This is a genomic window from Chryseobacterium sp. TB1-D10, assembly GCF_059803555.1.
Genome location: NZ_JAPFHB010000006.1, coordinates 212,872 through 239,023 on the forward strand (window position 1 = coordinate 212,872; position 26,152 = coordinate 239,023).

General features: G+C 35.7%; 20 protein-coding genes. 10 read left to right on the forward strand and 10 right to left on the reverse strand.

What is annotated here, in order from left to right; all coding sequences use genetic code 11:
• The first annotated feature begins 68 nt into the window (after nt 1-68).
• The 5 genes from OPU68_RS10120 (at nt 69) to OPU68_RS10140 (ending at nt 4,985) form a co-directional block, all read left to right on the forward strand.
• Nucleotides 69-2,567 carry a zincin-like metallopeptidase toxin domain-containing protein gene (locus tag OPU68_RS10120; protein ID WP_498473863.1) on the forward strand — a complete coding sequence of 833 codons (2,499 nt, stop codon included), beginning with the start codon at nt 69-71 and terminating at the stop codon, nt 2,565-2,567.
• A 4-nt stretch (nt 2,568-2,571) separates the two neighbouring features.
• Nucleotides 2,572-2,886, forward strand: a complete 315-nt coding sequence (locus OPU68_RS10125; RefSeq protein ID WP_498473864.1) for a hypothetical protein — start codon at nt 2,572-2,574, stop codon at nt 2,884-2,886.
• Between the two features lie 492 nt (nt 2,887-3,378).
• Nucleotides 3,379-3,954 carry a hypothetical protein gene (locus OPU68_RS10130; RefSeq protein WP_498473865.1) on the forward strand — a complete coding sequence of 192 codons (576 nt, stop codon included), beginning with the start codon at nt 3,379-3,381 and terminating at the stop codon, nt 3,952-3,954.
• A gap of 3 nt (nt 3,955-3,957) precedes the next feature.
• The gene (locus OPU68_RS10135; RefSeq protein WP_498473866.1) at nt 3,958-4,200 is read left to right on the forward strand and encodes an Imm74 family immunity protein; all 243 of its coding nucleotides are present in this window, start codon (nt 3,958-3,960) and stop codon (nt 4,198-4,200) included.
• A gap of 284 nt (nt 4,201-4,484) precedes the next feature.
• On the forward strand, nt 4,485-4,985 hold the full coding sequence (locus tag OPU68_RS10140; RefSeq protein WP_498473867.1) for a M15 family metallopeptidase: 501 nt from the start codon (nt 4,485-4,487) through the stop codon (nt 4,983-4,985).
• Between the two features lie 69 nt (nt 4,986-5,054).
• Here the strand turns inward: OPU68_RS10140 and OPU68_RS10145 are convergent, their stop codons facing one another.
• From OPU68_RS10145 to OPU68_RS10160, 4 genes are all read right to left on the reverse strand, one after another.
• On the reverse strand, nt 5,055-5,984 hold the full coding sequence (locus tag OPU68_RS10145) for a helix-turn-helix transcriptional regulator (protein WP_498473868.1): 930 nt from the start codon (nt 5,982-5,984) through the stop codon (nt 5,055-5,057).
• A gap of 418 nt (nt 5,985-6,402) precedes the next feature.
• Nucleotides 6,403-6,870, reverse strand: a complete 468-nt coding sequence (locus OPU68_RS10150; RefSeq protein WP_498473869.1) for a hypothetical protein — start codon at nt 6,868-6,870, stop codon at nt 6,403-6,405.
• A 311-nt stretch (nt 6,871-7,181) separates the two neighbouring features.
• On the reverse strand, nt 7,182-8,798 hold the full coding sequence (locus tag OPU68_RS10155) for a helix-turn-helix domain-containing protein (RefSeq protein WP_498473870.1): 1,617 nt from the start codon (nt 8,796-8,798) through the stop codon (nt 7,182-7,184).
• Between the two features lie 197 nt (nt 8,799-8,995).
• Nucleotides 8,996-9,355: a prevent-host-death protein gene (locus OPU68_RS10160; RefSeq protein ID WP_498473871.1), complete on the reverse strand. Its 360-nt coding sequence runs from the start codon at nt 9,353-9,355 to the stop codon at nt 8,996-8,998.
• 361 nt (nt 9,356-9,716) lie between these two features.
• On the opposite strand from OPU68_RS10160, the gene OPU68_RS10165 reads away from it, so the two are divergent.
• The 5 genes from OPU68_RS10165 to OPU68_RS10185 all read left to right on the forward strand — a co-directional run bounded on the left by OPU68_RS10165 (nt 9,717) and on the right by OPU68_RS10185 (nt 21,436).
• A complete protein-coding gene (locus OPU68_RS10165; RefSeq protein ID WP_498473872.1) occupies nt 9,717-11,036 on the forward strand; it encodes a PQQ-dependent sugar dehydrogenase in 1,320 nt (439 codons plus the stop codon).
• Between the two features lie 279 nt (nt 11,037-11,315).
• Entirely contained in the window at nt 11,316-16,202 is a 4,887-nt protein-coding gene (locus tag OPU68_RS10170; RefSeq protein WP_498473873.1) for a DUF8693 domain-containing protein, read from the forward strand.
• 220 nt (nt 16,203-16,422) lie between these two features.
• On the forward strand, nt 16,423-18,294 hold the full coding sequence (locus tag OPU68_RS10175; protein WP_498473874.1) for a tetratricopeptide repeat-containing sensor histidine kinase: 1,872 nt from the start codon (nt 16,423-16,425) through the stop codon (nt 18,292-18,294).
• A 25-nt stretch (nt 18,295-18,319) separates the two neighbouring features.
• A complete protein-coding gene (locus tag OPU68_RS10180) occupies nt 18,320-18,964 on the forward strand; it encodes a response regulator (protein ID WP_498473875.1) in 645 nt (214 codons plus the stop codon).
• Between the two features lie 126 nt (nt 18,965-19,090).
• Nucleotides 19,091-21,436, forward strand: a complete 2,346-nt coding sequence (locus OPU68_RS10185) for a T9SS type A sorting domain-containing protein (protein WP_498473876.1) — start codon at nt 19,091-19,093, stop codon at nt 21,434-21,436.
• A 108-nt stretch (nt 21,437-21,544) separates the two neighbouring features.
• Here the strand turns inward: OPU68_RS10185 and OPU68_RS10190 are convergent, their stop codons facing one another.
• The 6 genes from OPU68_RS10190 to OPU68_RS10215 form a co-directional block, all read right to left on the reverse strand.
• Complete coding sequence (locus OPU68_RS10190; protein WP_498473877.1) at nt 21,545-22,189, reverse strand: MarR family winged helix-turn-helix transcriptional regulator; 645 nt, start codon at nt 22,187-22,189, stop codon at nt 21,545-21,547.
• 46 nt (nt 22,190-22,235) lie between these two features.
• Nucleotides 22,236-22,934 carry an SDR family NAD(P)-dependent oxidoreductase gene (locus OPU68_RS10195; RefSeq protein WP_498473878.1) on the reverse strand — a complete coding sequence of 233 codons (699 nt, stop codon included), beginning with the start codon at nt 22,932-22,934 and terminating at the stop codon, nt 22,236-22,238.
• A 62-nt stretch (nt 22,935-22,996) separates the two neighbouring features.
• Nucleotides 22,997-23,278, reverse strand: a complete 282-nt coding sequence (locus OPU68_RS10200) for a TIGR03643 family protein (protein ID WP_498473879.1) — start codon at nt 23,276-23,278, stop codon at nt 22,997-22,999.
• A complete protein-coding gene (locus OPU68_RS10205; protein ID WP_498473880.1) occupies nt 23,278-24,756 on the reverse strand; it encodes a cryptochrome/photolyase family protein in 1,479 nt (492 codons plus the stop codon). Before OPU68_RS10205 ends, OPU68_RS10200 begins: the two co-directional genes overlap by 1 nt.
• Nucleotides 24,744-26,045, reverse strand: a complete 1,302-nt coding sequence (locus tag OPU68_RS10210; protein WP_498473881.1) for a DASH family cryptochrome — start codon at nt 26,043-26,045, stop codon at nt 24,744-24,746. The genes OPU68_RS10205 and OPU68_RS10210 overlap by 13 nt, the downstream gene beginning before the upstream one ends.
• Entirely contained in the window at nt 25,997-26,152 is a 156-nt protein-coding gene (locus OPU68_RS10215) for a DUF2256 domain-containing protein (protein WP_498473882.1), read from the reverse strand. The genes OPU68_RS10210 and OPU68_RS10215 overlap by 49 nt, the downstream gene beginning before the upstream one ends.

Consider the following 26,152-nt stretch of genomic DNA (forward strand, 5'->3'; position numbering starts at 1 on the left):
ATTTTTGTTTGATCCAACAAGGGCGGTTTTCTAAGCCGCCCTTTTTATTAACTATTAAAATTAATGAAATGCAAAACAAAGAATATTTCAAAGACTTTAATGACTTTGACAAAGAAAGCCAAAAAATGCTATTAGCTTCTTATGGAATTCTGGTTAGCACGGATTCTTATTCAGTTTCTGCTGTAAATAAGTTATCAACAGAAAAAAACACAGGTAATTCTGAGTCAAAAGATGATGAATATATAAACCTCACTTTATTAACAGAGGACTTGCGCAAAGCCTACAAATCGGCTAAAGGCAGCAACTTCCCTTTTGAGTACAGAAAATATCTGAATAATTTGCCACAAACATACTTTTTAGATGGCCAGAACCATCACATAGATATGTCCGCAAAAATATCGCTAAAGGATGGAAATATACAAGTCTCAAATCTAGTAAAATGGGACAGACCATTTATGAAAATGTATTTGGATCAAGATCATAGGCTCAACTTTACATTATCTTTTAAGTATGAAGATGAGGAAGATGTTGCAATTGTGCTGAAAACAACCTCTTTTGAAAGCTTTAAATATCTGCTTCTCCACATCGGCTACGGGAATATAGAAACGGATAAAAATTCTGCTCGGTTTTTCACCACAGAGTTTACTTATTTTCTGAATAATGCCCAAACGGGAAAAGAACTGGCTGTAGTCTATTCGCAACTTCCTCTAGGATTTATAAAAAATATAAATCTTACGACAAGCAACGTGATAAGCCAACTAATAATCCTTGCTAAGGAAGATAATACCGGATGGTTCAGCTGGACAAAAGACACCAGTTCTCTCCTGATAAAAGCAATGGGAATGTTTAGTAATTATAAAGAGGTAGCAGACTTTTTCTGGAAAAACCCCAAACTGCTTACTCAGATTTATGATAATCTTGATGGGTCTTCGGAAGTCTTCGGAATCAGCTTTTCAAACAGAATTATCTTCACTTCAATTTTAAACAACATCGCCAGAAACGGCTCGGATCTGAAAAACAGAATCACCAAAAACGCACTGCTAAGCGGAAAAGGATATTCTATAGAATCCAACATTCTGGAACTGAATGATACACTCAATACAATGAAAGGTGTTCTGGGGCTGGATTTTGACTTCGATTACAAAGACAGTATTTTGCTTCAGCAAAAGAAAACCGTTACCCAAACAGTAGAACAGCGAGAGACAGATGAGTTCGGGAAAGGAGGAACTACAACAGAACAAAACAGTACCAAAGAAGAAGATGTAGATCCGGGCTATCTCTACCATCCGCTTCATTTGGTGCACTATCTCGATCAGGAAACAAAAAAGGCAGATCTGGTAACAGCTCTTTTCCTGAAAGCCGTGGCAGACGAAAAAGAATGGGCAGAAGTGATGCGTTGCATCCGCATAGGTGGAGATATCATTGCAATATTTGCAGGATTGTTTACAATGGGAGTTACTGGGCAAGGCTCAGTTTTGGCAATTGCAGACATTGGATTGGCAACTGCGGATTTGATAATGATGGATGAGGATGTAAAACAGTTCTTATCACAATATACCGAGGGAAAATGGTTTGTAGAAAACTGGGATGTCATCTACGGATTGGTTGGGATGGGGATCCTGAGTGTTGTAATGATAGAAGGCATCCTAACTTATGGTCCCGCACTTGTAGAAAAATTGAAGAACATCAAAAATCTAAAAGCAAATTACCGTATTTTTACAGAACAGCTGGAAAAGCTGATAACAGAGCTGGATGCCTACCAAGCAAAGAATGCCACGACTGCAATAGAAGAAGTAGTTATCACTGGAGGGCAAAACAATCTTCTGAAAAAGTTGTTGAAACCTTTTTTAGGAAAAGATGCTAATTTTGAACATATTTTACAGCAACTTCATAAAAGAAATATTTCAGTAAAAAAATCAGGAGAGAATCTTTATGATATTTATTATAAAGGCGAAGCCATTAAAACTGTTAATGATAAAGAAGCGGGTCTTTTTTTAAGAAGCAATTTCTACAAAACTGAACGGCAGTTGGAGGAAGTTGCTAAAATGGCAAAGCCTCACGATATTGATAAGTACTTGGGTGGGAAAATTTTAAAAGAATCACAAATCAGAAAATTTAGAGGAGACTTAAAGAAAAGAGGAACTGCGTTAATTTTAGAAGAAGATATTTTATTAAATAAATCGGGACAAATAACCAACAAGGCTGTTGTTAAAAACTTCAAGCCTGTGATTTTAGATAGATTTAAGTTTGATAACATATACGATTTGTATAATTATTTACGAAGAAAAGGTTATGCGGGATTATTTGATCATCAAAACAAACAGATTATCTTAACAAAAAATCCTACAGAGTATTTGATATTTCACGAGATAGGACATCTAAAACATTTAGAAGAAATAAAAGACATTTATAAAACATTACAATCTTGGCAAAGAGAAACCTATGTTTTTGAAGAAATTTGGAAACAAAGACATCTTTGGACAAAAAAAGAGTTGCAACACGCATTAGATTATGTAAATGATATAAGAGATAGAGCAGGACAAACATTAATAATTAAAAAACTATAATATTATGAAATATACAGAAGAACAAATCATAGCAAAAGCCAAAGAAATAATGAAAGATTTGGATGGTAAATACTACTTTGAGGAATGTGTTGCTGGAGTTGCATTTAGAAAAAATAAAATCTCAAATTATGGAAAAAATATAGGTGAAAAACATTCTATGTGGATAGTGGGGATAAAAGCATTAGCGGATAATGAGGATTTATTATTTATCTCTGATGAAACGGGTGAACCATTATATTATCAAAACTTCAATACTTTTGTTTTTGATATAGAAAAAGACGAAAAAGGATATTTCCGCGTAGGTTTGCCAAGAGATTAAAACTATGAAACATACAGAAGAGCAAATACTAGCAAAAGCAAAAGAAATACTAAAAACTTTAGAGGCAAATACTATTCTGAAGAATGTATAGATGGCGTAGTTTTTAGAGAAAATAAAGACATTAATTTTGGAAAATTAAAAGACCAAAAGCATTCTACTTGGATAATTGGAGTAAAATCCTTAGCAGATAATGAGGATTTACTATTTATCTCTGATGAAACAGGAGAACCATTATATTATCAAAACTTCAACACTTTTGTTTTTGATGTGGAAAAAGATGAAAGAGGATATTTACGCGTAGGATTACCGAGAGATTAAATTTATAAGAGACTATCGAAAAAGATGGTCTCTTTTTTTTACTAATAAATTATAAAGAATGCCACGACTGCAATAGAAGAAGTAGTGATCACAGGAGGGCAAACAATCTTCTGAAAAAGCTGTTAAAATTAGTATCTTCCCAGCAAGAGAATCTACAGTTCATAGCCACAGACCTTGCAAAAAAAAGGCTTATCTGTAAGAAAGTTATCAGAAAATGAATACGAAATACTTTACAAAGGCACATCTATTTTTGCAGGAAAGGATTCGGAAGTAGCAGGTTTTTTGAAAAAATATTTTTGGAAGAGTTTAGGAAAGAGTACCAAAGAGCTAGATCAGTTAAATATTTTAAGATTTGTAGAAAAGTATGCCGAATATTTAAAGACAAAACCTAATGAAGCATTCTTTTGGTCAGGGAGAACAGATGGAATTGGAGGCCCAGATATAGCATTAGAAATCGCTTTGTCAAAAAAAGGAATTACTTTAGAAGGACTAATAGATAAAAATAAAATTTCTATGCCGACTTGGAATCCCAATGATGATGATAATATACAGGCTATCTTGCCTTCTATTTCCAAAAAATATGCTGATCAAGTATCTGGAGAAATTAGAGCAGTTGTTGGTAAGAGTTTACGCAAAGATAATATTTGGGAAAGTTTTGAGTTGCCCGTTCTTAAGAAAAATAATAATGTTAAAAAGATAACTATTATTGATCCCAAAACGAAAAAAGAAACAATAATATTTAAAAGATAAATTATGATAGTGACAAAATTTGAAGGAATAAACCGAGGCTTAATTAAGGTTTGGTTTGGCGAAAAATCAATACTAATTACAGGAGAATTAACTATGACACCAAAATTTTATGCAGATATCGTTTCTATTAAAAAATGGGAATCTCCATTTGAAGATGAAATAATTACAGAGGAAGTAAAAAAAGAAATTATACATTCTATAGAAAGATTTACTAGAACAGCTAAAGTAAAAGTAATATTTGATTAGTAAAATAAGTTTATTAATAGAAATATGGGTAATTATCTGTTTGTTTATCAGACGAAAAAAAAACCCCGATAGCACGGATTTACAATCCGTGCTTTATAGTCAAAATAAAAACAGTCCCACAATGTGTTACTGCTTGTTTAGCATTTAGAAAAACAATCACAGACAATCACATTTCAACTCTTCCATTATATTTTTCCAGACAAGCTGCAATTTTCAAAATATCAAATAATACACGACAGGTTTTGGCGCATTAGCCCTCTACATTTGCGTTAAAGAATCACATCATGGATAAAATAACACAAAGCCGAATAGAAAAATTGCACCCCTCAGTCGTTGCAGAAGTAGAAAAAATAATTAATGAGTGCAACGCCGGTTTAACAGCAAATTCCCAGGTAAGAATTACACAAGGTCTTAGAACCTTGGAAGAGCAGGCAAAGCTCTATTCACAAGGCAGAACCGTCTCCGGAAAGAAAGTTACCAATGCCAAAGCCGGGCAGAGCATTCATAATTATGGCTTAGCCGTAGATATTTGTCTTATGATTAATGGCAGACAAGCCAGTTGGGACACCGCCAAAGATTGGGATAATGATAAAGTTGCAGATTGGTACGAATGTGTAAAGATCTTCGCAAAACACGGATGGAACTGGGGCGGAAACTGGAAAAACTTCAAAGACCTTCCTCACTTCGAGAAAAGAACACTGGTAATTGCCGGCAAGACGCTGCCTTGTAACTGGAAAACCCTGTCCAAACTTCCAAAAGACAAAAACGGCTACGTAATTTTCTGAAAAAAAATTCAATTTAATAAAACCCACGATATGTATCGTGGGTTTATTTTTTAAATGAATATTTTCGAGCTATGAATCCTGCGAAAGATCATCATACTGCTGGATAGATTTTTTTAATGTTTCCTTTATTTGATCCGCAAGGGTTTTTGGTTCTAATACTTTTACTTGGTTTCCAAAAGATAAAATCTCCTGAACGAAGTCATAAGTAGGGAAGAGGTCATAGGTAAAATACACCAGCTTATCAGTTTCCTTATCTATCTGCTGGGAATGGTGCAGAGGCGAACTTTTGAGATATTCTGCCTGCTCTTTTGTAGACCTGATAATGATCTTTTCCGGTGATTCTTCCAGATTCATAATGCCGAAAGCATTTTTGAAATGTTCTTTGATATTAAACTTTTCATGAAGTTTAAATCCCGATTTGCTAACTGTCAAATTACTGATCCTGTCCAGACCAAAAGCTTTCAGCTTTTCATCCTTAGAGTCTATGGCAATCAGGTACCAGCGGTCTTTGGACTCTTTCAGTGCCAGAGGATGCACTTTCCTGGATGTGACACTCTGGTCTTTGTATTTGAAATGCTGAAACTCTATAATACGCTTATTACGAATGGCAAACAGAAGATCATAAAAATTCTGAATTCCGCGTGGATTGCGACTTTCCAGATACACAAACTCTGAAAAATCAGGTTGCGAATTCACGGCATTCATAATCTGAAAAGATTCCAGCAGGCGCTGGTTGTACTCATCCACTTCCATCACAGGGCGGCTCTCTATGTAATACCGATTATCACCCTTCTTTTTGTTGTGAATATCAAAATTAAAAAGATTTGAAATATCCCTTATATCCCTCTGCAAAGTACGGATAGAATAACTGCCAATTTTGGCATCCTGAAACTCAAAAGAATTGAGAAGATAATCCTCGATCTCTTGATAAGTAGCAGGTGACCGTTCCAGTCTTTTAATAATCAGCGCATATCTGTTAAGGTAAAAATCTTTTTTCATCTCGGTTTTATTTGTCGCCTATAATTAGGTTATATCAGGTTTTTAATTTTATTCTCTGGTCTTAGTTTGCTTTTATTTCGTAGAACAAATATAAAATCTTAATGCGACAAACCGTGTCGTGTTTTATAATCTGATTTAAATTTGGGATATTTTTTTTGGAATTATTTTTTTAATCTCACGATTTCAGAATATTAGTCTTGGATCTCCGGAAAGATTTTAATACTCAAAACCAACTGATGAATGTAATGTGTCTTGGCAGAGGAGAAACAATGTAACAAATTGCGAAATACTTTCCCCAAAGAGATAGAGATAGATTCCATTAAATTTTTCTCATCAGAAAAACAGATCGGGAGATTGCTACAGATTAGCATAGAAGATTATAATTAAAGGAAGAATAGAAGTTATTTTCCCTTCCGGTTTAGTCTTCTTTGATGTTCGACAATGATTTGGTGATCTCATCACATTGCGCTTCACTGAAACCACTCAGAACTATTTTGAAAACATTGGTTTTTTCAGATTCCATATTGCTGCTGGCCAATTTCAAATAAATTGTTCGTCCGTCAATATGAAATTCCTTTAGCAAATTCAGTGGAAACTCAAGAATAGGCAATGCAAAACCTTTGGCACGCAACGGATACTTTTTCTTGATGGTAATCACGTAGCCCGAGTTTTCAAATTCTTTGTAATGCAACGTGTAAAGAGAAACCATTATAGCAAGCAACATTGGAATTAGGATGATGATGATCCAGTCAATTTTTTTAATTATCATAAAGTGGCATATTGCTACCACCAAAATTACCGGAATCATAAACATCAGGAATAATCCTACCGCTTCAATATTTTGTTTGTTGCTAACTTTCATGGCAGAAAAATATTTTCTCATCATCTCTTTGCAATATTACCTTTATTAATGATGGTGAACAAAGTTTGTACGACACGAATTCGGGAAAATGACCCATTGTAAATACCGTTTTGGATTATTGCAAAGTGTTATAAACCAGCGTTTAAATCTGGAAGCAACAGGAAAATTGAAAGAATATAAAAACAACTAAAAATACCTTCCGAAAATCGCAATTTTCATTGATTTCTAAGTGTTTTTAAGCACTATAATTCTGTATAAACTGTTCGAAGCCTTAGTTTTGACTTTGAATAATGCTTTTATGAATGTTCAGTTGTGGCGAAAAATACAAAAGAATCTTAATCCTTTTGAGCCGTTTTCAGGTGTTCCAGAAACTGTGATGGTGAGACATCTGTCACTTTTCGAAACGCAGCAGCAAATTTGCTTTGAGAAGAAAAACCAGCCTCTTCTGCCAGTGTGGATATTTTATATTTGTGATACTGAGGATCGGTCGTCAATTTTTCTATGATATATCCTACGCGCAACTCATTGATGTAGTTTTTAAAATCTTTCTTTTTGTACGTATTCACAACATTAGAGAGATACTTTGTATTGGTATTGCAGTACGATGCGAGATAGGGAAGGGAAACAGAACTTTTGGTAAACAGTTTGGACTGTTCAAACTTCTCCAGCTTTAATAATATTTTTTCCTTTGTAGCAGAGGTCATCATAGAATGACTTTCCGCATTCTCAATAACAGTTTCACCGCTGTATTCTTCATCATCAAAACTTCCGATTTCTGTTACCGATATTTCAGAATTTAATACTTTGGATTGTCCCACTTCATCCAAAATCTTCTTGATCTTTTCAAAATTCTGCTTTTGCCTTCTTTTGTGAAATAAGAAATAAACAATACCACAAAATAAGACAAACAACAAGATTTGGAGCAGCAGGCTTTTGTTCTCTATTTCTTTCTGGATGACTTCATTTCTGTTCCTGAGGCCAGAGTAGGAATCACTTATAAATGCTGATGATTTTTTTTCGATCTTTTCTACCACAGAATCTTGTTTTATTTTGGATTCCTGCAATTTTTTCACATCATTTATAAGCGCATAATATTGCTGGGATGTATTGTAGATTTCTTTTTTCAGACTTAGGTATTTCGATTCTTTTGCGAGACTTTCGGACTCATCAATATATTGTTTTGCCTTTTCCGCATCTTTCCTGGCAATATAGATTTGTGCAATTCCGTTTAGTACAAGTGCTTTGAGATAGTTGTCGGGCATCAGAGCGAGCTTTTCGAGTGCCTTGTTATAGAAGTTTAGCGCCTTGTCATAATCTTTGAGATGGTAATAATTGAGTCCAAAAAGCTGATCATTGTTGGCGGTTAGAAACGGGTTCGTTTGTTCACTCAGATCAAAATAACGGTTAGCTTCACTGACGTAAAAAATCGATTTTCTATAATCTTTCATCTCGATTTCGTAGTACGCTTTTTCCTGCATTACAAACCCCATCGTTTGATTTACAATTCTTGGCTCATCTATTTTCGCAATAGATTCCATTGTTTCATTGATGTACTTTTTGGATTCCTTTACAAGTTTTAATTGTCTGTATTGTGAAGCCAAAAATCCTGAAATCTTAGATTTCCAGATATAATCCTCTGTATTTTTGATGATGGTTTCAGCTTTGGATGCAAACTCCACAGCTTTTGTAATTTCTCCAACCTGCTGGAGCAGAGAAGCGGACAACATAAGACTTTTCGCCTGGTAGCGCGGCGTCTCGGAAATGTTAAATAATGAATCTGCGGTTTTTAGTGCTTTCGGAAAATCTTTTTGAGAAACCTCAAGATAGGTTTTTGTGTAGATCTTATTGTATTCTTCCGGATTTTGAGCGCAGATTTGAGAATTAAAGGCAATGAGTATAAGGATCAAAAAACTGAAAAGACATCTTTCCCTTTTACTTTGAATAAGATTCATAAATAATTATTGTAGAATATTATTCAAATTTAAGAAAGATGTTTGGACAAATTGAATTATAATCCATTATTAATATTATATTATTAAAAGCTTACAATCGTAAACTTTATATATAATAATACAAATAATACCTGATTTTGATGAAGGAAGAAAGGTTTCCGGATGCATTTGCAACACCCGGAATTTTTTAAAAGATACTAATAAAGTTCGTAATTCAAAACCACCAGACTCAAGATGAAATGAACAAAATCCTGTTCCGCTTCTTTCCTGTTGATAAGTCTTTTTCTGTAATGATAAGAAGAAAGAACGTTTTTCAAATTCTGATATTTAACAAAATTTTCGTCTCTGAAATACATATTGATATTGCCATCTTTCTTTTTGATAATCTGATCATCCAGTGTTCTTACCTTAAACAGAACCTCGCATAATTTTGGCTTCTTTATAACTTTTACCGCATACCTCTCAACGATGTTAACTTTAAATGAGTCCAACATAATAGTATTGAAGACAATATTAGATCCAGCTTCCTTTACGTCGAGCTCAAGAGCGTAATTCATTAATTTATTTTTTGCAAATCTAGGGAAATGTAATGTGATATGGTATTTATAACATAAATTATTTCTGATAAAGAATCTATAATCGTTTTATAATATGAAGTTCTTATTTCTAAAAATATAATGATGTGCTGACTGGTATTAGGCTTAGCGAGCATTCATAAATCTTAATATTTTTCTGAAATTTAATTATTAGGCCTTTGAAAATTGAGGTCAAAAAAAATATTTTCTTAAAAAGAATATATTAAAATGAGATTCTTTTTAAATCTAATATCAAAGATTTGTGATCAGATTCAAATATAGAAAAGCTCCGAAGGTCTGATAATTGTATCTAAATTTTTTTAATATCACATCTCAAAAAATTATGAAAAAATATCTTTTACCCTCAGTTGCGATTCTTTTTTTTAGTTGTAAAGAAAACAAAAATCCATCTGCAGAAGCCGAGCAAGGCAATGAGGCTGTTACCCAAACCGATACTTTGAAATTACCTCCTCCAGATGAGAAGAGTTCTAAAAACAAATTCAGCAATGTCATAGGATGGCCCAAAGACAAAGCGCCCACAGCTCCAGATGGATTTACTGTGACTCGATTTGCGGAAGGCATCAAAAGCCCGAGAAATATGATTCAGGCAGAAAATGGCGATGTCTTTGTGGTTCTGTCCAATTCTGAACGCTCTGCTACTGATAAAATTAAAAATGATATCAGTGGCAAAAGTGATGCTGAGGTTGGCGGCAAATCTGCCAACAGAATTATTCTCTATCGCGATGCAAACAAAGATGGGATTCCAGAGTCGTCATCCGTTTTTTTGACTAACTTAAACCAGCCTTACGGAATGCTGATCATCAAAGATAAATTTTACGTCGCCAATACAGACGGACTCTATGTTTATCCTTACAAAGCTGGTGATACCAAAATTACTGCGCCGGGGAAGAAGATTGTCAATCTGCCGGCAGGAGGTTACAACAACCACTGGACTAGGAATTTGATTGCAAATAGAGATCAGTCAAAAATTTATATCTCTGTAGGATCAGGCAGTAATGTGGGTGAAAATGGGATGGAAAATGAAGTGAGAAGAGCCAATATTCTGGAAGTAAATCCTGATGGAAGCGGTGAGAGAATCTATGCTGCCGGGCTCCGAAACCCGGTTGGGATGAGTTGGAATCCTGTAACCAGTGCATTGTGGACTGTTGTGAATGAAAGGGATGAGTTGGGAGATGAGCTTGTTCCGGATTACCTTACAAGCGTGCAGCCTAATGCGTTTTATGGCTGGCCGTACGCGTACTTCGGAAAAAACGAAGACCCAAGAAGAAAAGGCGAAAAGCCGGATCTTGTGGCAAAAACCATTGTTCCGGATGTGCCTCTTGGAAGTCATACTGCATCTTTGGGTTTGACATTTTATACAGGATCTCAGTTTACGGAAAAATATAAAAACGGCGCATTTATAGGGCAGCACGGATCTTGGAATCGCTCTTCGCTTGTAGGTTATCAGGTGGCTTTTGTCCCTTTTAAGAACGGAAAAGCTTCCGGTTCTTATCAGTCATTTTTGACAGGATTCATTTCGGATGAGGCTAGGGGAGATGTATATGGGAGACCAGTCGGTGTGCTTCAGATTGCAGACGGATCACTTTTGGTGGCGGACGATGTGAGTGGAATTGTCTGGCGTGTCTCTTACAATAAGAAATGATAAGGATGTGTAAACAATTTTGAAAATTAAAAGTGGCTGGAAGCAATTCCGGTCATTTTTTTTATGGTTTTATGCTGTAGTAATGTGATGATTTCTTTCGATGTGCTCGAAATTAAAATAATAACAGGATTAATTATCAATGCTTTAGTGTAAAAAGTCAAAATGTATAATATCTAAAAATATTAAATATTGGTAATTTAATAATTAACTAAAATATTTTTTTAAATATATTTAATAATATCTTATTTTTGTACAAATTATATTTTTGAATAAAACATTATGGAAATAAAATTACTAATTAATAACTATTCTTCATCAATAAGGAAGCAAATGTTGCTTTTCTTTTTGTTATTTGTAACTGGAAGTGCTTTTGGACAAGTAACTTTAACTGGTTCATCATATACACAAGATTTTGATGCTATTGGAACAGCATTACCGACAGGTTGGACCGTAAGAACCGGTGCTACAGCTTCAGCTTTGGGATCAACAGCAACTTTGAATACAGCCAAAACTGCTTGGTCAGACACTGCAGGTACTTTCAAAAATTTTGCTTCTGCAGATGCTTTAACTTCTGCTTCAAACGCAACTGCACAATCAAACTCAACTGATAGAGCTTTGGGAGTGAGACAGTCCGGCAGTTTTGGAGATCCTGGAGCTGCATTTGTTCTACAATTGGCTAATACAACAGCCAGAACATCTTTTAATTTATCTTTCAAACTTCAGTCTTTAGATAATACTTCGTTAAGAACAGTAACATGGAGAGTCGATTATGGTTTAGGAACATCTCCAAGTGCTTTTACTGCTGTAGCATCTTCACCTACTACTATAACAACGAGTCCGACTTGGGGCAGCACTAATGTTACTGTTACTTTACCAGCTGCACTAGAAAATCAAACAGGTAATGTTTGGATTCGTATTGTGACTATTGCAACATCTTCAGGTTCAGGTAATAGACCGAGTTCTGCTATTGATGATGTGAATTTAACTTGGAGTGCAGCCTGCGCTAATCCAACAGTTTCATCAACAACTTCTGTTGCCAATAATACTGGAACAGGAATAGATCTATCCGGAAGCGTTACCGCAATTGGCGGAGCAAATATTAAGGAAGTAGGTTTCAATTATGGTACAACTAGCAACTTATCAGGAGCAGTTACTTCCAGTACAACAGGACTTGCAATTGCTACAGTTCCGTATCCGTTTACAAAAACATTATCCGGATTAGCGGCTAATACACTTTATTATTACAGAGCTTATGCTATTAATAATTGTACAACACCGCAGACAGTTTATTCTCACGCATCAGGATATCCAACATTCACTACGGTTTCATTGGCTCCTGCGTCTCTGGCAGCTGATAATATTAGCATAGATTCTTTCCTTGCACAGTGGACGGCGCCTTCAGGACAGGGTTCGGAGTCCTATACCTATCATTTACAGATAGATAATGATAATGATTTTTCTTCTCCGTTCTATAACGTTGAAAGTTTAACCGCAACAAATCATACAGAGGGTTCATTAGCACCCAACACACCATATTACTACAGAGTGCGTATTAAAAATGCTGGTGGATATTCTGCGTGGTCAGCAACACAATCACTTACAACTGCTTCGAGCACCAAGCCTGTTGTAACTTCTACTACATTTGCTGGATTGGCTGTTAATAACAGTTTTTCCAGAACTATTAATGCAACCAATACACCGGACAGCTATGCCATCGTAGGCGGAACCAGTCTGCCTCCGGGATTGGAACTTAATACGACAACCGGATTAATTTCCGGAACGCCAACTTCAGCAGGAACTTTCACAACGAATGTTACTGCTACAAAAGGCGCGGAAACCAGTGATCCAGCAACACTAACGTTTGAAATTGGAAAAGGAACTCAAACCATCACCGGGCTGCCTGTTGCACTTTCAAAAATATATGGCGACGCAGACTATACATTATCTGCAACAGCAACATCCGGACTCACAGTGACATACACTAGTTCCAATACAGCAGTAGCTACCATCACTGGTAATACTGTAAAAATCGTAGGTGTGGGAACTTCTACAATTACCGCTCAGCAAGAAGGTAATGCAGACTGGAAAGCTGCCAATGATGTAACACAAGCCTTAACGGTTACTCCACAGGAACTGACAATCACAGGTTTGACAACAGAGAACAAAGTTTATGACCAAAATACTACCGTGGTTGTAAACGGAACGCCTCAATATTCAGGATTGGTAAACGGAGATACTTTTTCTGTAACAGGAACTGTAACCTGGGCTTTTGCAAATAAAAATGCGGGCACAAACAAGACACTTTTGCAGACAGGCTCCTACACTGCGCCATCTGCAAACTATACCGTCGTGCAACCGACATTGCAGGCTTCTATTACTAAGAAAGATATTGCTATTACAACTATTACGGCAAATGATAAAGCTTATGATTCAACTGTAACAGCAAGTTTCTCGAACGCGACTTCAGCAGATATTTTTGCGGGAGATACGGTGATATTCACAGTATCCGGAAGTTTTGCTGACGCAAATGCAGGAGAGGAAAAACCAGTTACTGTACTTGGGATCAATCTTTCCGGTACAGATGGCGGAAATTATAATATTCCATTATTGCCAACAGGTTTGACGGCAGATATTACTAAAGTAAATCAAACCATTACATTCAATGCATTGCCAGCGAGTATGAACGTAGGTGAAACACTTAACCTTGCAACTTATGCCAGTACAACTTCAGGATTAGCATTGGTTTACACCAGTTCTGTGCCTGCAGTGGCAAGCATCTCCGGTACTACTCTTACGGCTAATAATACGGGAACTACTACTATAACAGTATCACAAGCAGGGAATAACAATTACAACGCCGCAACAAGTGTTCAGCATACTATAGACATCGTTGAGTTACCAGTAGCTTTGGCTAAGTGGGATTTTACAGGATATGGAGGCTCGAATCAAACGTCAGCAGTAACTGTAACAGCACAAGCAAAAAATGCCGCTTTGAACTCTGCAAGTGCTATTTTAAGCAGAGGATCCGGAGCAGCACAAAGTAATGCCAATAATTCTTTCAGAACTATAGGTTTTCAAAATGATGGAATATCAGTAAGCAATACAGATTATTTCCAAACTAGCTTTGCATCTTCTAATAACATTTTGTCATTAACCTCTATCAGAGCTGCATTCAATGGGACAACTGCCTACATCGCAAATCCTGGAGTTCAGGTGCAGTTTGCTTATAGTTTCAATGATACAAACTATACGCTTATTAATACACCAACAACTGTCTTAAGCAATAACCAGACAGTGAATATAAATGTAGCCGGTGTAGCAGCTCTTCAAAATATTGCAGCCGGAACTACGGTTTACTTTAGATTCTATGCTTCTGGTCAAACCAGTACTGGTGGATACGGATTTTATTCAAGTGCATCTGGAAGTTATGGTTTGGAATTCGATGGAAGGTTAAAAACCACCACAATTATTTGGGACGGATCGGCTTGGTCCAATTTTAATGGGCCGGACGCATCTCAGAATGCAGTTATTGATGGCGCTTTCACTCAAACTAGTTCAAATACACCACTTCAAGTCAATAACTTGGAAATTACAGCGGATGGTTCTTTGACTATCCTAGCTGATCAAGGTGTGACTGTAAATGGTGATATTATTACAGCAGATGACAAAATCACAATCGAAAGTGACGGAAGTCTTGTGCAGACAAAACTTACCAATGGAAACAGCGCCAATAAAATTATTGCCAAGAGAATTGTGAATATGAGAACCTCAGATTATACCTACTGGAGTTCTCCTGTAGCAGATCAGGTTTTGAGAAATACAACCAATGGAAATGCTGCGGACAGTAGTGGCGGTTTCTCACCGGGTTCTCCAAATAATAGAACGTATGAGTATAACGAAGTCAATGATACCTTCAAAGCAACTGCTGATGCTGTATTTTTGCCAGCGAAAGGTTATGCAATACGAGGAAAATCGGGATACGGCGCAGGTCTTACATCGGATGAGCTTAGCTTCAGAGGTAATTTGCACAACGGAGATCAGTTTATTCAGATCCAAAAATCAAAAAATACGCTTGTAGGAGGTGTTTCTACGGAACACGGTTACAACTTAATCGGAAACCCTTACCCTTCCCACATAGATTTCTACAAATTCTATAATCTGAATCAGGGCAACGGTACAAGCAACAGCGATCTAATTCTTGGGACTGCTTGGTTCTGGACCAATGTGCCGGGTGCGCCAACAACACAGGGCGGATCTGCTTATACACCAAATAACTATGCAACTCTTACACTTGCGGGCGGAGGTCCGGCAACTGGAACAGGCGATGTAGAATCACCTGAACCAAATCAATTTATAAAAGTTGCGCAAGGATTTATTGTACAGATGAGAACTCCGGCTCCAACAGGAAACACGCCGGACGTTGCAACTTTGAAATTTGATAACAGCATCAGAACCAATGATAGTTCAGGCTATTTCTATAACAACAGCAAAACTGCTGGTAATGAGATCAACCGTTATAGAGTAAAATTAATTTCACCATATAATATTGTCAATACAATCCTTGTTGCTCACATGGAAGGTGCAACAGATGATTTTGACCAGGATTATGATGCAGAATTGTTCTCAATAGGTGATGATTCTTTCTATTCAAAACTGGCTGCAAGAAAATTGCAGATCCAGGCAAGAAATAATCCTGTTAGCATTAATGATGTTGTAAAATTGGGGACAAAATATTCCGCCAGTGGTAATTACAAAATCAAACTTGGTAACAGAGAAGGGATCTTCAAAACAGATCAGAAGATCTATCTTGTGGATAAATTGCTGAATACTTATACGGACATCACGAATCAGGATTATTCTTTCACAGCAAACAAGGGAACAGATGAAAACCGTTTCGAAATTGTTTACAAAGAAAACCAGGTTTTAGGTACAGATTCTGCTAATAAATCACAATTTGAAGTTTACAGAGACGGTACAGAATACGTAATATCTTCATCAAAAGTTTTAGGCAAAATTGAAGTTTATGACGTAGCCGGAAGATTGGTCATCAGTCAAAAAACTGTAAATAAAAATATCAGATTGGATGCATCTGCACTTATCAATGGTATTTATATTATCAAGGCTGAGAATTCCGGAGATGTTAGAACGAAGAAGATTATTAAATAATTTACCTTGTAAATATTTTATAATAAAATAACTTAATGATAGCCGGAAGAATTTTTCTTCCGGCTTTTTTTATTTACAGATTTCACAGGAATCCAAGTCATATACCTTCCTCAGGGTATGTTTTTGTTTTTCTGTTTTAATACATTTACTAACGTTATTTTGAAGGATGAATTATTTGTAATTGACTCATAATGATTAACTTTAACAAAAACTATGACCATTGAAAACTATCAATTTATTTTTGTTTGCACTACTTTTTTTAGGTTCTGGTTCTGCTTACGCACAAAGTAATCAGAATATCTACAACAGGCTTCTGTCTGTGAAAGAAAGGATATTTGAGGATGATCAGAAATCACAAAAAAGTCTGGATTCTCTGAAGCCTGTTTTGGAAAAAGCTGAGGTGGACAGCTTGTGGGGATTGTACTACAGAACGATTTCCACTTTGTTATCAAATCAAATGGAGAAGGATAAAGCTCTGGAAAATCTTAATCTTTCTATTTCTTATTATCAGAAAGCAAAAAATCCGAAAGGTGTGGCTCTTTCTATGATGAACAAGGGCAATATTTTCCTTTTTCAGGGTAAGACCAAAGAAACCCTCTCTACCTATCTGAAAGCTCTTGAAATTACAAATAAAAATAATCTACACTACGAGTCGGGTTTACTTTATAAAAACATTGGTGTTCTTTACCTTAACAATGAAAAATTTGATGAAGCTTTAAACTATTCTACAAAATCCTATAACATCTTCAAAAATCTGAATAAAGATGAGGATATGGGAAGAGCCCTTGTAAACATCGGCAATTCTTACTATATGAAATATGATTTTGATAAGGCTTTGTTGTACTATAATGAAGCCATGGTGATCTCGGAGAAATTAAAAGACAGTTCCAATATTGCAAAGCTTCTGAACAATATCGGCGCCATTTACATAGATGACAAGCGTGATCTGAAAAAAGGGATGGGTTTTCTGCTGAAATCTCTGGAAATCAAAAAGAAACTCAAAGATCAGAATTCTCTGCTATTGCAGTATAATAGTATTGCAACATATTATGCCGGCGCAGGAGATTTTGCTGCTGCAGAAGCATATCTCAGACAGGCTTTGGAGCTTGCAAAAAAAAGTAATAACAAAGATGAGCTGAAAGAAGTTTATGAGACTTACTCAAATATCTATGAAGAAAAAGGCGATTTTGGAAAAGCTCTCAATTATTACAAACTGTATTCTGGCATAAAAGACTCGATACTGAACAAAGAAAATATCGAAATCCTTGAAGACTTAAAAATAAAGTATAAAACCGCCGAAAAAGATGCTGAAATCACAACTCAGAAATCTAAACTTTTCAAGAGAAACGTTCTTGTTTTTGCGCTCATCGGATTATTACTTTTAGCATTTGTTTATTACAAAAATTATCAGAATAATCAGAAAGTTAAACTCCAAAAGGAAATACTTTACCAACAGGATCTTGCTACCAAAGCGGTCATGAAAGCTGAGGATGATGAGCGGAAAAGAATGGCGCTGCATCTTCATGACGGCATTGGGACGTTGCTTTCGGCAATCAATATGAACATCAATGTTTTGGAAGATTTTAAGCACAACGAAAATCAATTTTCCAATGTTTTGACCAAGACAAAATCCATTTTGGACGATGCAATCACAGATGTCAGAGATCTTTCTCATCAGATCATGCCAAATATGCTGATCAAAAATTCTTTGTCTAATGCATTGCGCGATCTCATCGAAAAAACGAATTCTCCGAAACTGAAAATCATCCTGAATATCGATGGTTTGAAAGATGATATCGACCAGAATATACAGGTTGTCATTTACAGGATCATTCAGGAATGCATTAATAATATCATCAAGCACGCAGATGCACAAAGTGTAAAAATCTCAATTTTTCAGGATGATAAGTCTATTAATATTAAAATAATTGATGACGGAAAAGGCTTTGATCCTTTAGCACAAACAGCCAAATCTGAAGGAATGGGACTGGAAAATATAAAGTCCAGAATCGAATTTCTGAAAGGCAAAATCCAGATAGAGAGTGTTTCGGATCAAGGAACCGGTGTTCAGGTAGAAATCCCACTTGTTTAAGCTCATATCTTAAAAAAAATATCCAATGAATATAGTAATAATTGACGACCACAATATCATTATCGAAGGTTTGGAAATGCTTCTAAGCCTGGAAAAAAGCGTGAAGGTTGAAAAATCTTATAATGATGGTTATGAGTTTTTGGAAGATCTAAAACGTGGAGTAGTGCAGCCAAATATTATTTTAATGGATCTGATGATGCCAACCATCAACGGCCAGGAATTATCAAAAATTATTAAAAAAGAATTCCCTGCGATTAAAATAATTATTCTCTCTATGAATTGTGACAGCAAAGTGGTTTATGAACTGATAGAAAAAATAGGAGTCAATGGTTATTTATCAAAAAAAATCAATCGAAAAGAACTGATCACGGCTATTATGGATGTAGAAAACGGCTATTTTCACCTTTCAGAAGAAGCGGAAAAGACACTTTCGGATTTTAAGAAAAAGCTCATCAGTTATCCGGAAATCAAATTGTCTGCACGCGAAAAAGAAATTGTTGGATTAATGATTAATGGTTTTACGAATCGGGAAATTTCTGAAAAATTATTCATCTCAGAAAGTACTGTAGAAACGCACCGGAAAAACATCTACAGGAAAACAGAGGCCAAATCGCTTCCCAAGCTTATACAAATGGTTTCGCACCTCAATCTTTTAGAAAATATCAATTAATCCCAAATTCAATCGGGGTTTTTCATTTTATGCTACGATTTCAAAATACCCTCTTCAGGGTACGGTGATGGATTTTTAGGTCATTAATTTTACATCAACAAATTAATTATCCAAAAAATTAAAGAAATGAAAAAAGTTATACTGATTTTAATGCTCGGATGCGTAAGCGCACTTCAGGCTCAATTGACGGAAGTTTACAACTTCGGTTACACAGGCCCGGCTTCCAATGATTTTGCAGGTGATACCAAAGAAAGAATATTTGACGGGAAATTCTTCTACTATTATCAGGACAATACCGCAAAAAAAACGTTTTTACATTACAAAGACACGAGCACTTCCGCACCGGTTTCTGTAAAAGATATTTCTGCTTCGTCACAAAACACAGCATTGACGACGATAATGACTTATAAAGTGAATGAAAAATATCTTTATTTCACAACCTATACTTTCATCAATTCAACAAAAGGTATCAATGAACTTTGGCGGACAGACGGAACGGAATCCGGAACGGTGAAAATAAAATCTTTTGAGGGAGCACCTGTCAATTTTTTCAATATCAAAAGTTTGGAATATTCCGTTAAATCTAATGTTGCAGCCAAAAATTCTGTCGGTGGAGATTTTATCTTCAGTTCTTCTCCTACACCGGGAACACGCGCGGTCTGGATCACCAACGGAACGCCGGAAGGTACCGTAAAACTGATGGAAAACGCAGTGACGAATACATCCACCGCAGCTTATTCGCCCATAGATAAGATCGGGAACAGGATGATGTTTACAGTTTTGGGATCTACGAATTATTGGGAAATATGGTCAACAGACGGTACTGCTGCAGGAACTCAGTTTCATTCCAGATTATTTGCCTCTCTTGGAATGCTGAATGGGAAGTTTTATTATTATGAAACTTTTGATGATCAGATTGCCAATGTGGTTAGTTATACTTCAGACGGTATTTCATCGGGCAAAAAGACGCTTTCTCTGCCGGTAGATGGGATTGATGGTTATATTCATGCGAATAAAGAAATGTATTTAGGATCTGCATTGGGCAAAGCTTTGTATCATACCACTGATTTTTCTGATCTGAAAAAGATTGCAGACTTACCTCAAACCAATACCTATTTTCTGGCAGCGACAGATTCAGGATTGCTTTACGCAAAGTTGCTTAATTATAATATAAGCGACGAATATACTTTCTATTTTGCGAGTCGGGATGCAGGAGTGAGAGCGGTGAACACAGGAAGTTTGTTTGTCTCTTCTCAGGACACATTTGCTTTCAAAAACACGTTTTACACGCCTACTTCTTTAAAAACTGATACCCAGATCTACGGTCGTGAACTTTGGCGTATGGATGATCAGCATACAGAATTATTCAAAGATATCTATCCCGGATTTATAACTTTTTCAGGATATACTTTTCCCAATAATGCTTCACCAAAAGGTTTTTTCTCCTATAATGATGAAATGTATTTTTTAGCAGATCAGGCCAATGGCAAAAAATTATTTAAGTTCAATCCTGATTTTACTTTCAACAATGCAGGACAGGATAATAAATGGAGCAATCCAAACAACTGGAAAGCCGGCGCAACACCTATGTTGACAGATGATGCCAAGCTCCCTTCTTCTTTAAATATAGAAATAGACGGAACGGCTTACACGAATGATCTTCAGGTTTCTTCGCCTGTTAACTTAACCAATGGAATTTTAAATGTTTCGGGAAATGTGACTTTGGGATCCAAAATTATTTTAAACAATAGCAATCTGAATTTGAAAGGCAGTCAGTCAAAAATAACCGGTGCTGATACTTCAAATTATATTGTAACCAATGGAAATAGTAAAGTGGTGGTAGAAAATCTGGATGCAGCAAGAGGTTCTGTAGCTCTGCCGATAGGAACTGCAAATAATTACAGTCCCGCAACTATTTCAAATGGTGGTGTGTCAGATTATTTTGCGGTAAGCGTTTCAGAAGGTATCAGTAATACTACAGCCCCATCTGTGAATGCCACCTGGGATATTTCTGAAGGCGTTTCTGGCGGAAGTAATAGTACAGTCAGCTTTGGTTGGAATCAATCTCAGGAAAAAACAGGCTTCCAAAGAAATACGGCAAGCGTGGCACATTTTAAAAACGGACAATGGATAGCGGAGAATTCCGGTTCGGTTTCCGGTAATAATCCTTATGTAATTTCAGCGATCGGCATTACAAGTTTTTCACCTTTTTCTGTAATGAATTTTGGAACATTGGGTCAAATTAATTTCAGTAAAAATAAAATGACCGTTTATCCAAATCCAACCTCGGATACATTGACATTTAGTCAAGAAACAGCCAAGATTCAGATTTACGATATCTCCGGGAAGCTGATGAGAACGTTTAACAATACTGCCAAAATTAGAATAAATGATTTACCAGCCGGAACTTACATTATCAAGATGAAAGATCAAAACGGAAATATAAATCTCGAAAAAGTTATAAAACAATAACCCATCGAATTGAGCATTGAAAGTTTTAGAATTTGCCCTCAAGAAATATTTTTTTGAGGGTATTTTTAAGTAAGAGATTTTAATCCTAGAATTTTAATTTTCAGATTTTCACAAAAGTTCACTAATTTTTTGAATATCAGCATTTTTATAATCCGTGTAAATATGAGAGTGAAACTCATTCATCTTTCTCAGCATTTTCAGGAGTGCATCTTTCTCGGTATCATTCAGTTTTCCGTTTAGAATTTTGGATGTCTGGTTCACTTTTGCCACAGATTCGTGGAAAGTCTTTTCACCGCTTGCCGTGAGGCTCAACCGTTTGCTTCTCTTGTCTTCCTGATCATTTTTTTCTTCCAGAAGTCCGGCTTCCAACAGTCTTTTGATGATCTGGGTTCCGGTTTGTTTTTCGTGACCATTTTTTTCAATCAGCTGAATTTTTGTCAAAAAAGGTTCGTCTTTCAGCCTGTACAGATAGGTGAATTCTTCATTGGCTAAGTCCGGGAAATCGCTGAGACCTTTTCTGATGAGCAGTTTAGAATATCTTCCCAATAAAAGTACCTGTTTGCAAATCTCATTTTCGGTAAACGAAACCTGATGTTTTTCATTTTTAAATAGTTTAGTCGGACTTTCTTCACAATATTTCCTGTCGTTTAGCCACATACGGAAATCATCAACGGTAGAGTTGATTTTATAGGAGTGAGAATTTTCAAATTCTTTTACTTGCAAAAGCAAATCGATGATAAAATCTGTGTGCATCTTTTTAATTTATGGTAAAGATAAATATTTAGTTTTTTTAGATCAATTACAATTTGGTATTACCCATACCGCCGTCGATTCCGATGATTTGCCCTGTAATCCACGAAGAATTCTCAGACAATAAAAATTCAGTCATTTTTGCCATTTCCTCGGCATTTCCTACCCTTTGTAAAGGATGTCTTTTCCCTGATGCTTCACGCTTTTCCGGCGTTGATAGCAGCTGAGATGCCAAATTCGTATCCGTCAAAGATGGCGCAATCGCATTGACTCTTATTTTTTGAGCAGACAATTCTGCAGCCAGACTTTTGGTTAAACCTTCCACAGCACTTTTACTGGCCGAAACTGATGCGTGAAAAGGCATTCCCAGTTTTGCAGCAACCGTGCTGAACAATACAACGGAAGCGGATTCTGATTTCTTCAGATTCGGAAGCAGTTTCTGAATAATTTTTACCGCTCCAAGGACATTAATTTCGAAATCATTTTTAAAATCATCTGTTGAAAGTCTGTTGAATGGCTTTAAATTAATACTTCCAGGTGCATAAACAAGTCCGTCGACTACTTCCGGAAAATTAATTTCATCAAGATTTCCGTTTAGAATATCCATCTGATGAAATTCAATATTTAAATTTTTAATTTCAGGATTCTCAGTTTTTGAGATGCCAATGACGTTGTAATTTTCTGATAATATTTTTGCAGTTGCAAATCCAATTCCCTGTCCGCAACCGATGATGACGATGTTTTTCATTGTAGAATATTTTATATTAATAAATAAATTTTGCTCCCTTTAGGGTTGGGGCAAACAAAACTTTAACGTTTCGAAATTTTATTATGGCTTATTGTTCGTTGTCTTGTACATTTAAATCTTTCGATTTCGGGGTTTCTTTTCATCAAATGTTTTTGGCTGACTCCGGAATTCACCCTTTTTCTCCAAAGCCGAAAACTCGAAGGTTTCAATTCGGTTCTCATCACTTCAATCACCTCAGATTCAGTAATTCCAAACTGAAATTCTATCGCTTCAAAAGGCGTTCTGTCTTCCCAAGCCATTTCGATAATTCGATTTATCTGTTCTAAATTAAATTCCTTTTTCATTATTTTAAATCGTTGATGGTTTTTTTCGCAATTTTAAAATGTTCAGATTTTTTATCGTCTGTCATTTTATCTAAAGTTCTCAGCATCATTCCCAATCGTGGATTGGTTTCAAAAAATTTTCTGTTATCATTCACAAAATTCCAAAAAAGTGCATCCCATTTTTCTGTCCAGTCGCCATCTGTATAATCGCTCATTTTTTTAATATAATTGCTTCCGCTGATGTAAGGTTTTGTACTCATTTTTCCGCCATCCGAAAAACTGCTCATTCCGTAAACATTCGGAACCATCACCCAATCGTAAGAATCAATAAACATTTCCATAAACCATTGATAAACCTCATCAGGATTGATTTTCAGGAGATTCATTAAGTTGGCAAAAATCATCAGTCGTTCGATATGGTGAGCATATCCTGTTTCCAAAATTTTCAGAATGGTACTGTCGATTGGTTTTATTTCTGTTTTACCACTATAAAAAGATTTCGGAAGCGTATTGTTGTGTTTCCAGTAATTTTTATTTCTCTGAAAAGTTCCTTTATACAAATAAATTCCTCTCACAAATTCCCGCCAACCTAAGATTTGACGAACAAATCCTTCCAGAGAATTGATGGGAATATCAAATTCATCTGCATAATCAATAGCTTCTTCCAAAACATTTTCAGCAGTTAAAAGTCCAATATTCAACAATGGCGACAAAACGCTGTGATGAAGGAAATGTTCCCGCTCGACAATGCTGTCTTCATACACTCCAAAGTCAGCAAATCGCAGTTCCAGAAACTGATTCAGCCAATTTTCGGCTTCTTCAAAAGTGACAGGATAGAGTTGATAGGATGTTAGATTCCCATAATTTTTACTAAAATTTTTCTCTGTATATTTTTTAGCTTCTTCGTAATATTGATTATTTTCCGGAAAATGTATCGACGGCGCTTTCTTGTTTTTCGGATATTTTTTTCGGTTTTCTGTGTCGAAAGTCCATTTTCCACCGATTGGTTTTCCGGCTTTCATCAGGATGTTTCTGGAAATTCTCTGCTGTTTATAAAAATCGGTTTGATGGTAAGATTTTTTATCCTTAAAATATTCTTTTAAGTCTTCTTTTGTATTAATAAAGAGCGGGCTGTCAAGAATTTCGAGTTCCAATTTTGTTGCTTTAATTCTTTTTTCAAGCCAATTATCGCAAACATCTGTAATAAGAATTTTACCGAACTTTTCTTTTTCTAAGTGTTTTATTAATTTTCTAACGTCAGAAAGTGGGGAAGTGCTTTCAATGTATTCAACCTTGAATTTTTGTTTGATTAAATATTCTTCGTAAAACTTCATTGTCGCTCTGTGCAAAGCGATTTTCTGTTTGTGAAATTTGTACTGTTTGAAAAACAGAAATTCTTCAACCAAAAAAATCGGTTGACTTTTATCCAGATAATCCGTGTCTTTAAAAAGCTGATGCGGAAATATTAGTTGCGCTACAAGAGGTTTTATTTCAGCCATAGATTTCTGAATTTTTTATCGACATCGTATTGTTCTGCCTGTTTTTCTGCGTTGAAAGTTCTGCTTCTCGGGTCATTTCCCACGCTTGCGAGATACATCCAGTTTCCGTAATTGCTGTGAACATCGTAATCGATAAGCATTTCTTCAAAATATCCAGCGCCAAGTCTCCAATCTTGCTTTAAAATTTTACAAAAATAAGATGCAACGTTCTGTCTGCCTCGATTGCTCATCCAGCCTGTATTTTTTATCTCAAGCATATTGGCATTGATGAAATCTGAATTTGTTTTACCATTCACCCAATCATTGATCGCATTTTGATCAGATTTAAAATCATATTCCTGATCTAAAATTCCAATTTTATGAAAGATTTTATCCCGAAACTGCATTGAATTATATTTGAAAAAATCTCGCCAAAGCAACTCAAAAATCAGCCAGTATGTTGATTCATTGCTTTTAAATTCAGCTTCGTATTTTTTTATTTCGTGATAAACGGATACAGCAGACAAACTTCCCAACGCTAACCACGCGGAAAATTTACTGCTGTAATCCTTACCAACCAAACCATTTCTTGTTTCTTTATAAACACTGAGATTTTTAGTCTCAAAAAAATAAGATTTTAATCTTTGTAAACCTTCAGTTTCTCCACCTGAAAAAGGAAACGCTGAAGATTGATTCACTTCAAAATCATCAAATCCTAATGAACTTAAAGTAACATCGTTGTTTTTTAGTTTTAAATCAAAAAAAGACTTGTTGTAAACCAAATTTTCTGTCTCAAACTCATTTCTGATATCTAGGTTTTTCTCAACTTTTTGTCTGAAAGTTGTAAATAATAAGGGAATGTTGTCTAATTTTTGCTTTACGAAATCAGGTTTCAGCAAGAGTTGAGTGTAAGATTCTGACCATTTTACATTCGGTAAAACATCTTTAATCTGATTTTCCAGATCAACTTCTTCCTTAGTCCATTCTTTCTGACAAAATATTTTTTGAATATCAAATTCTTCTGAAATCTGCTTAAAAACATCCTGAGTCTTCCCAAATTTTTTCAGAAAAGGAATTTTCTTTTTAGCTAAACTTCCTTCTAAATCCAAAACGCTTTCCAGCAAAAATTTTGCTCTGAATTTTCCAATTTTTCTGAAACCATATTGCTTTGAATTAAAAAAATCTTCATCAAAAATATAGATAGCGAGAAATGGCAAATTTTCCTGCATTATTCTATACAGCGATTCGTTATCTCTGATTCTTAAATCTTTGGTGAACCAGAGAATATTGATTTTTTGTTTTTCCGGCATCTTTCGCTACAATATTTTACTTCGTCCCAATTTTTTTTCCATTTCTTCCGCCAGTTAAAAGGCAGTCCGCAGACTTCACAAATTTTTGAAGGTAAGTCGGCAGGCAT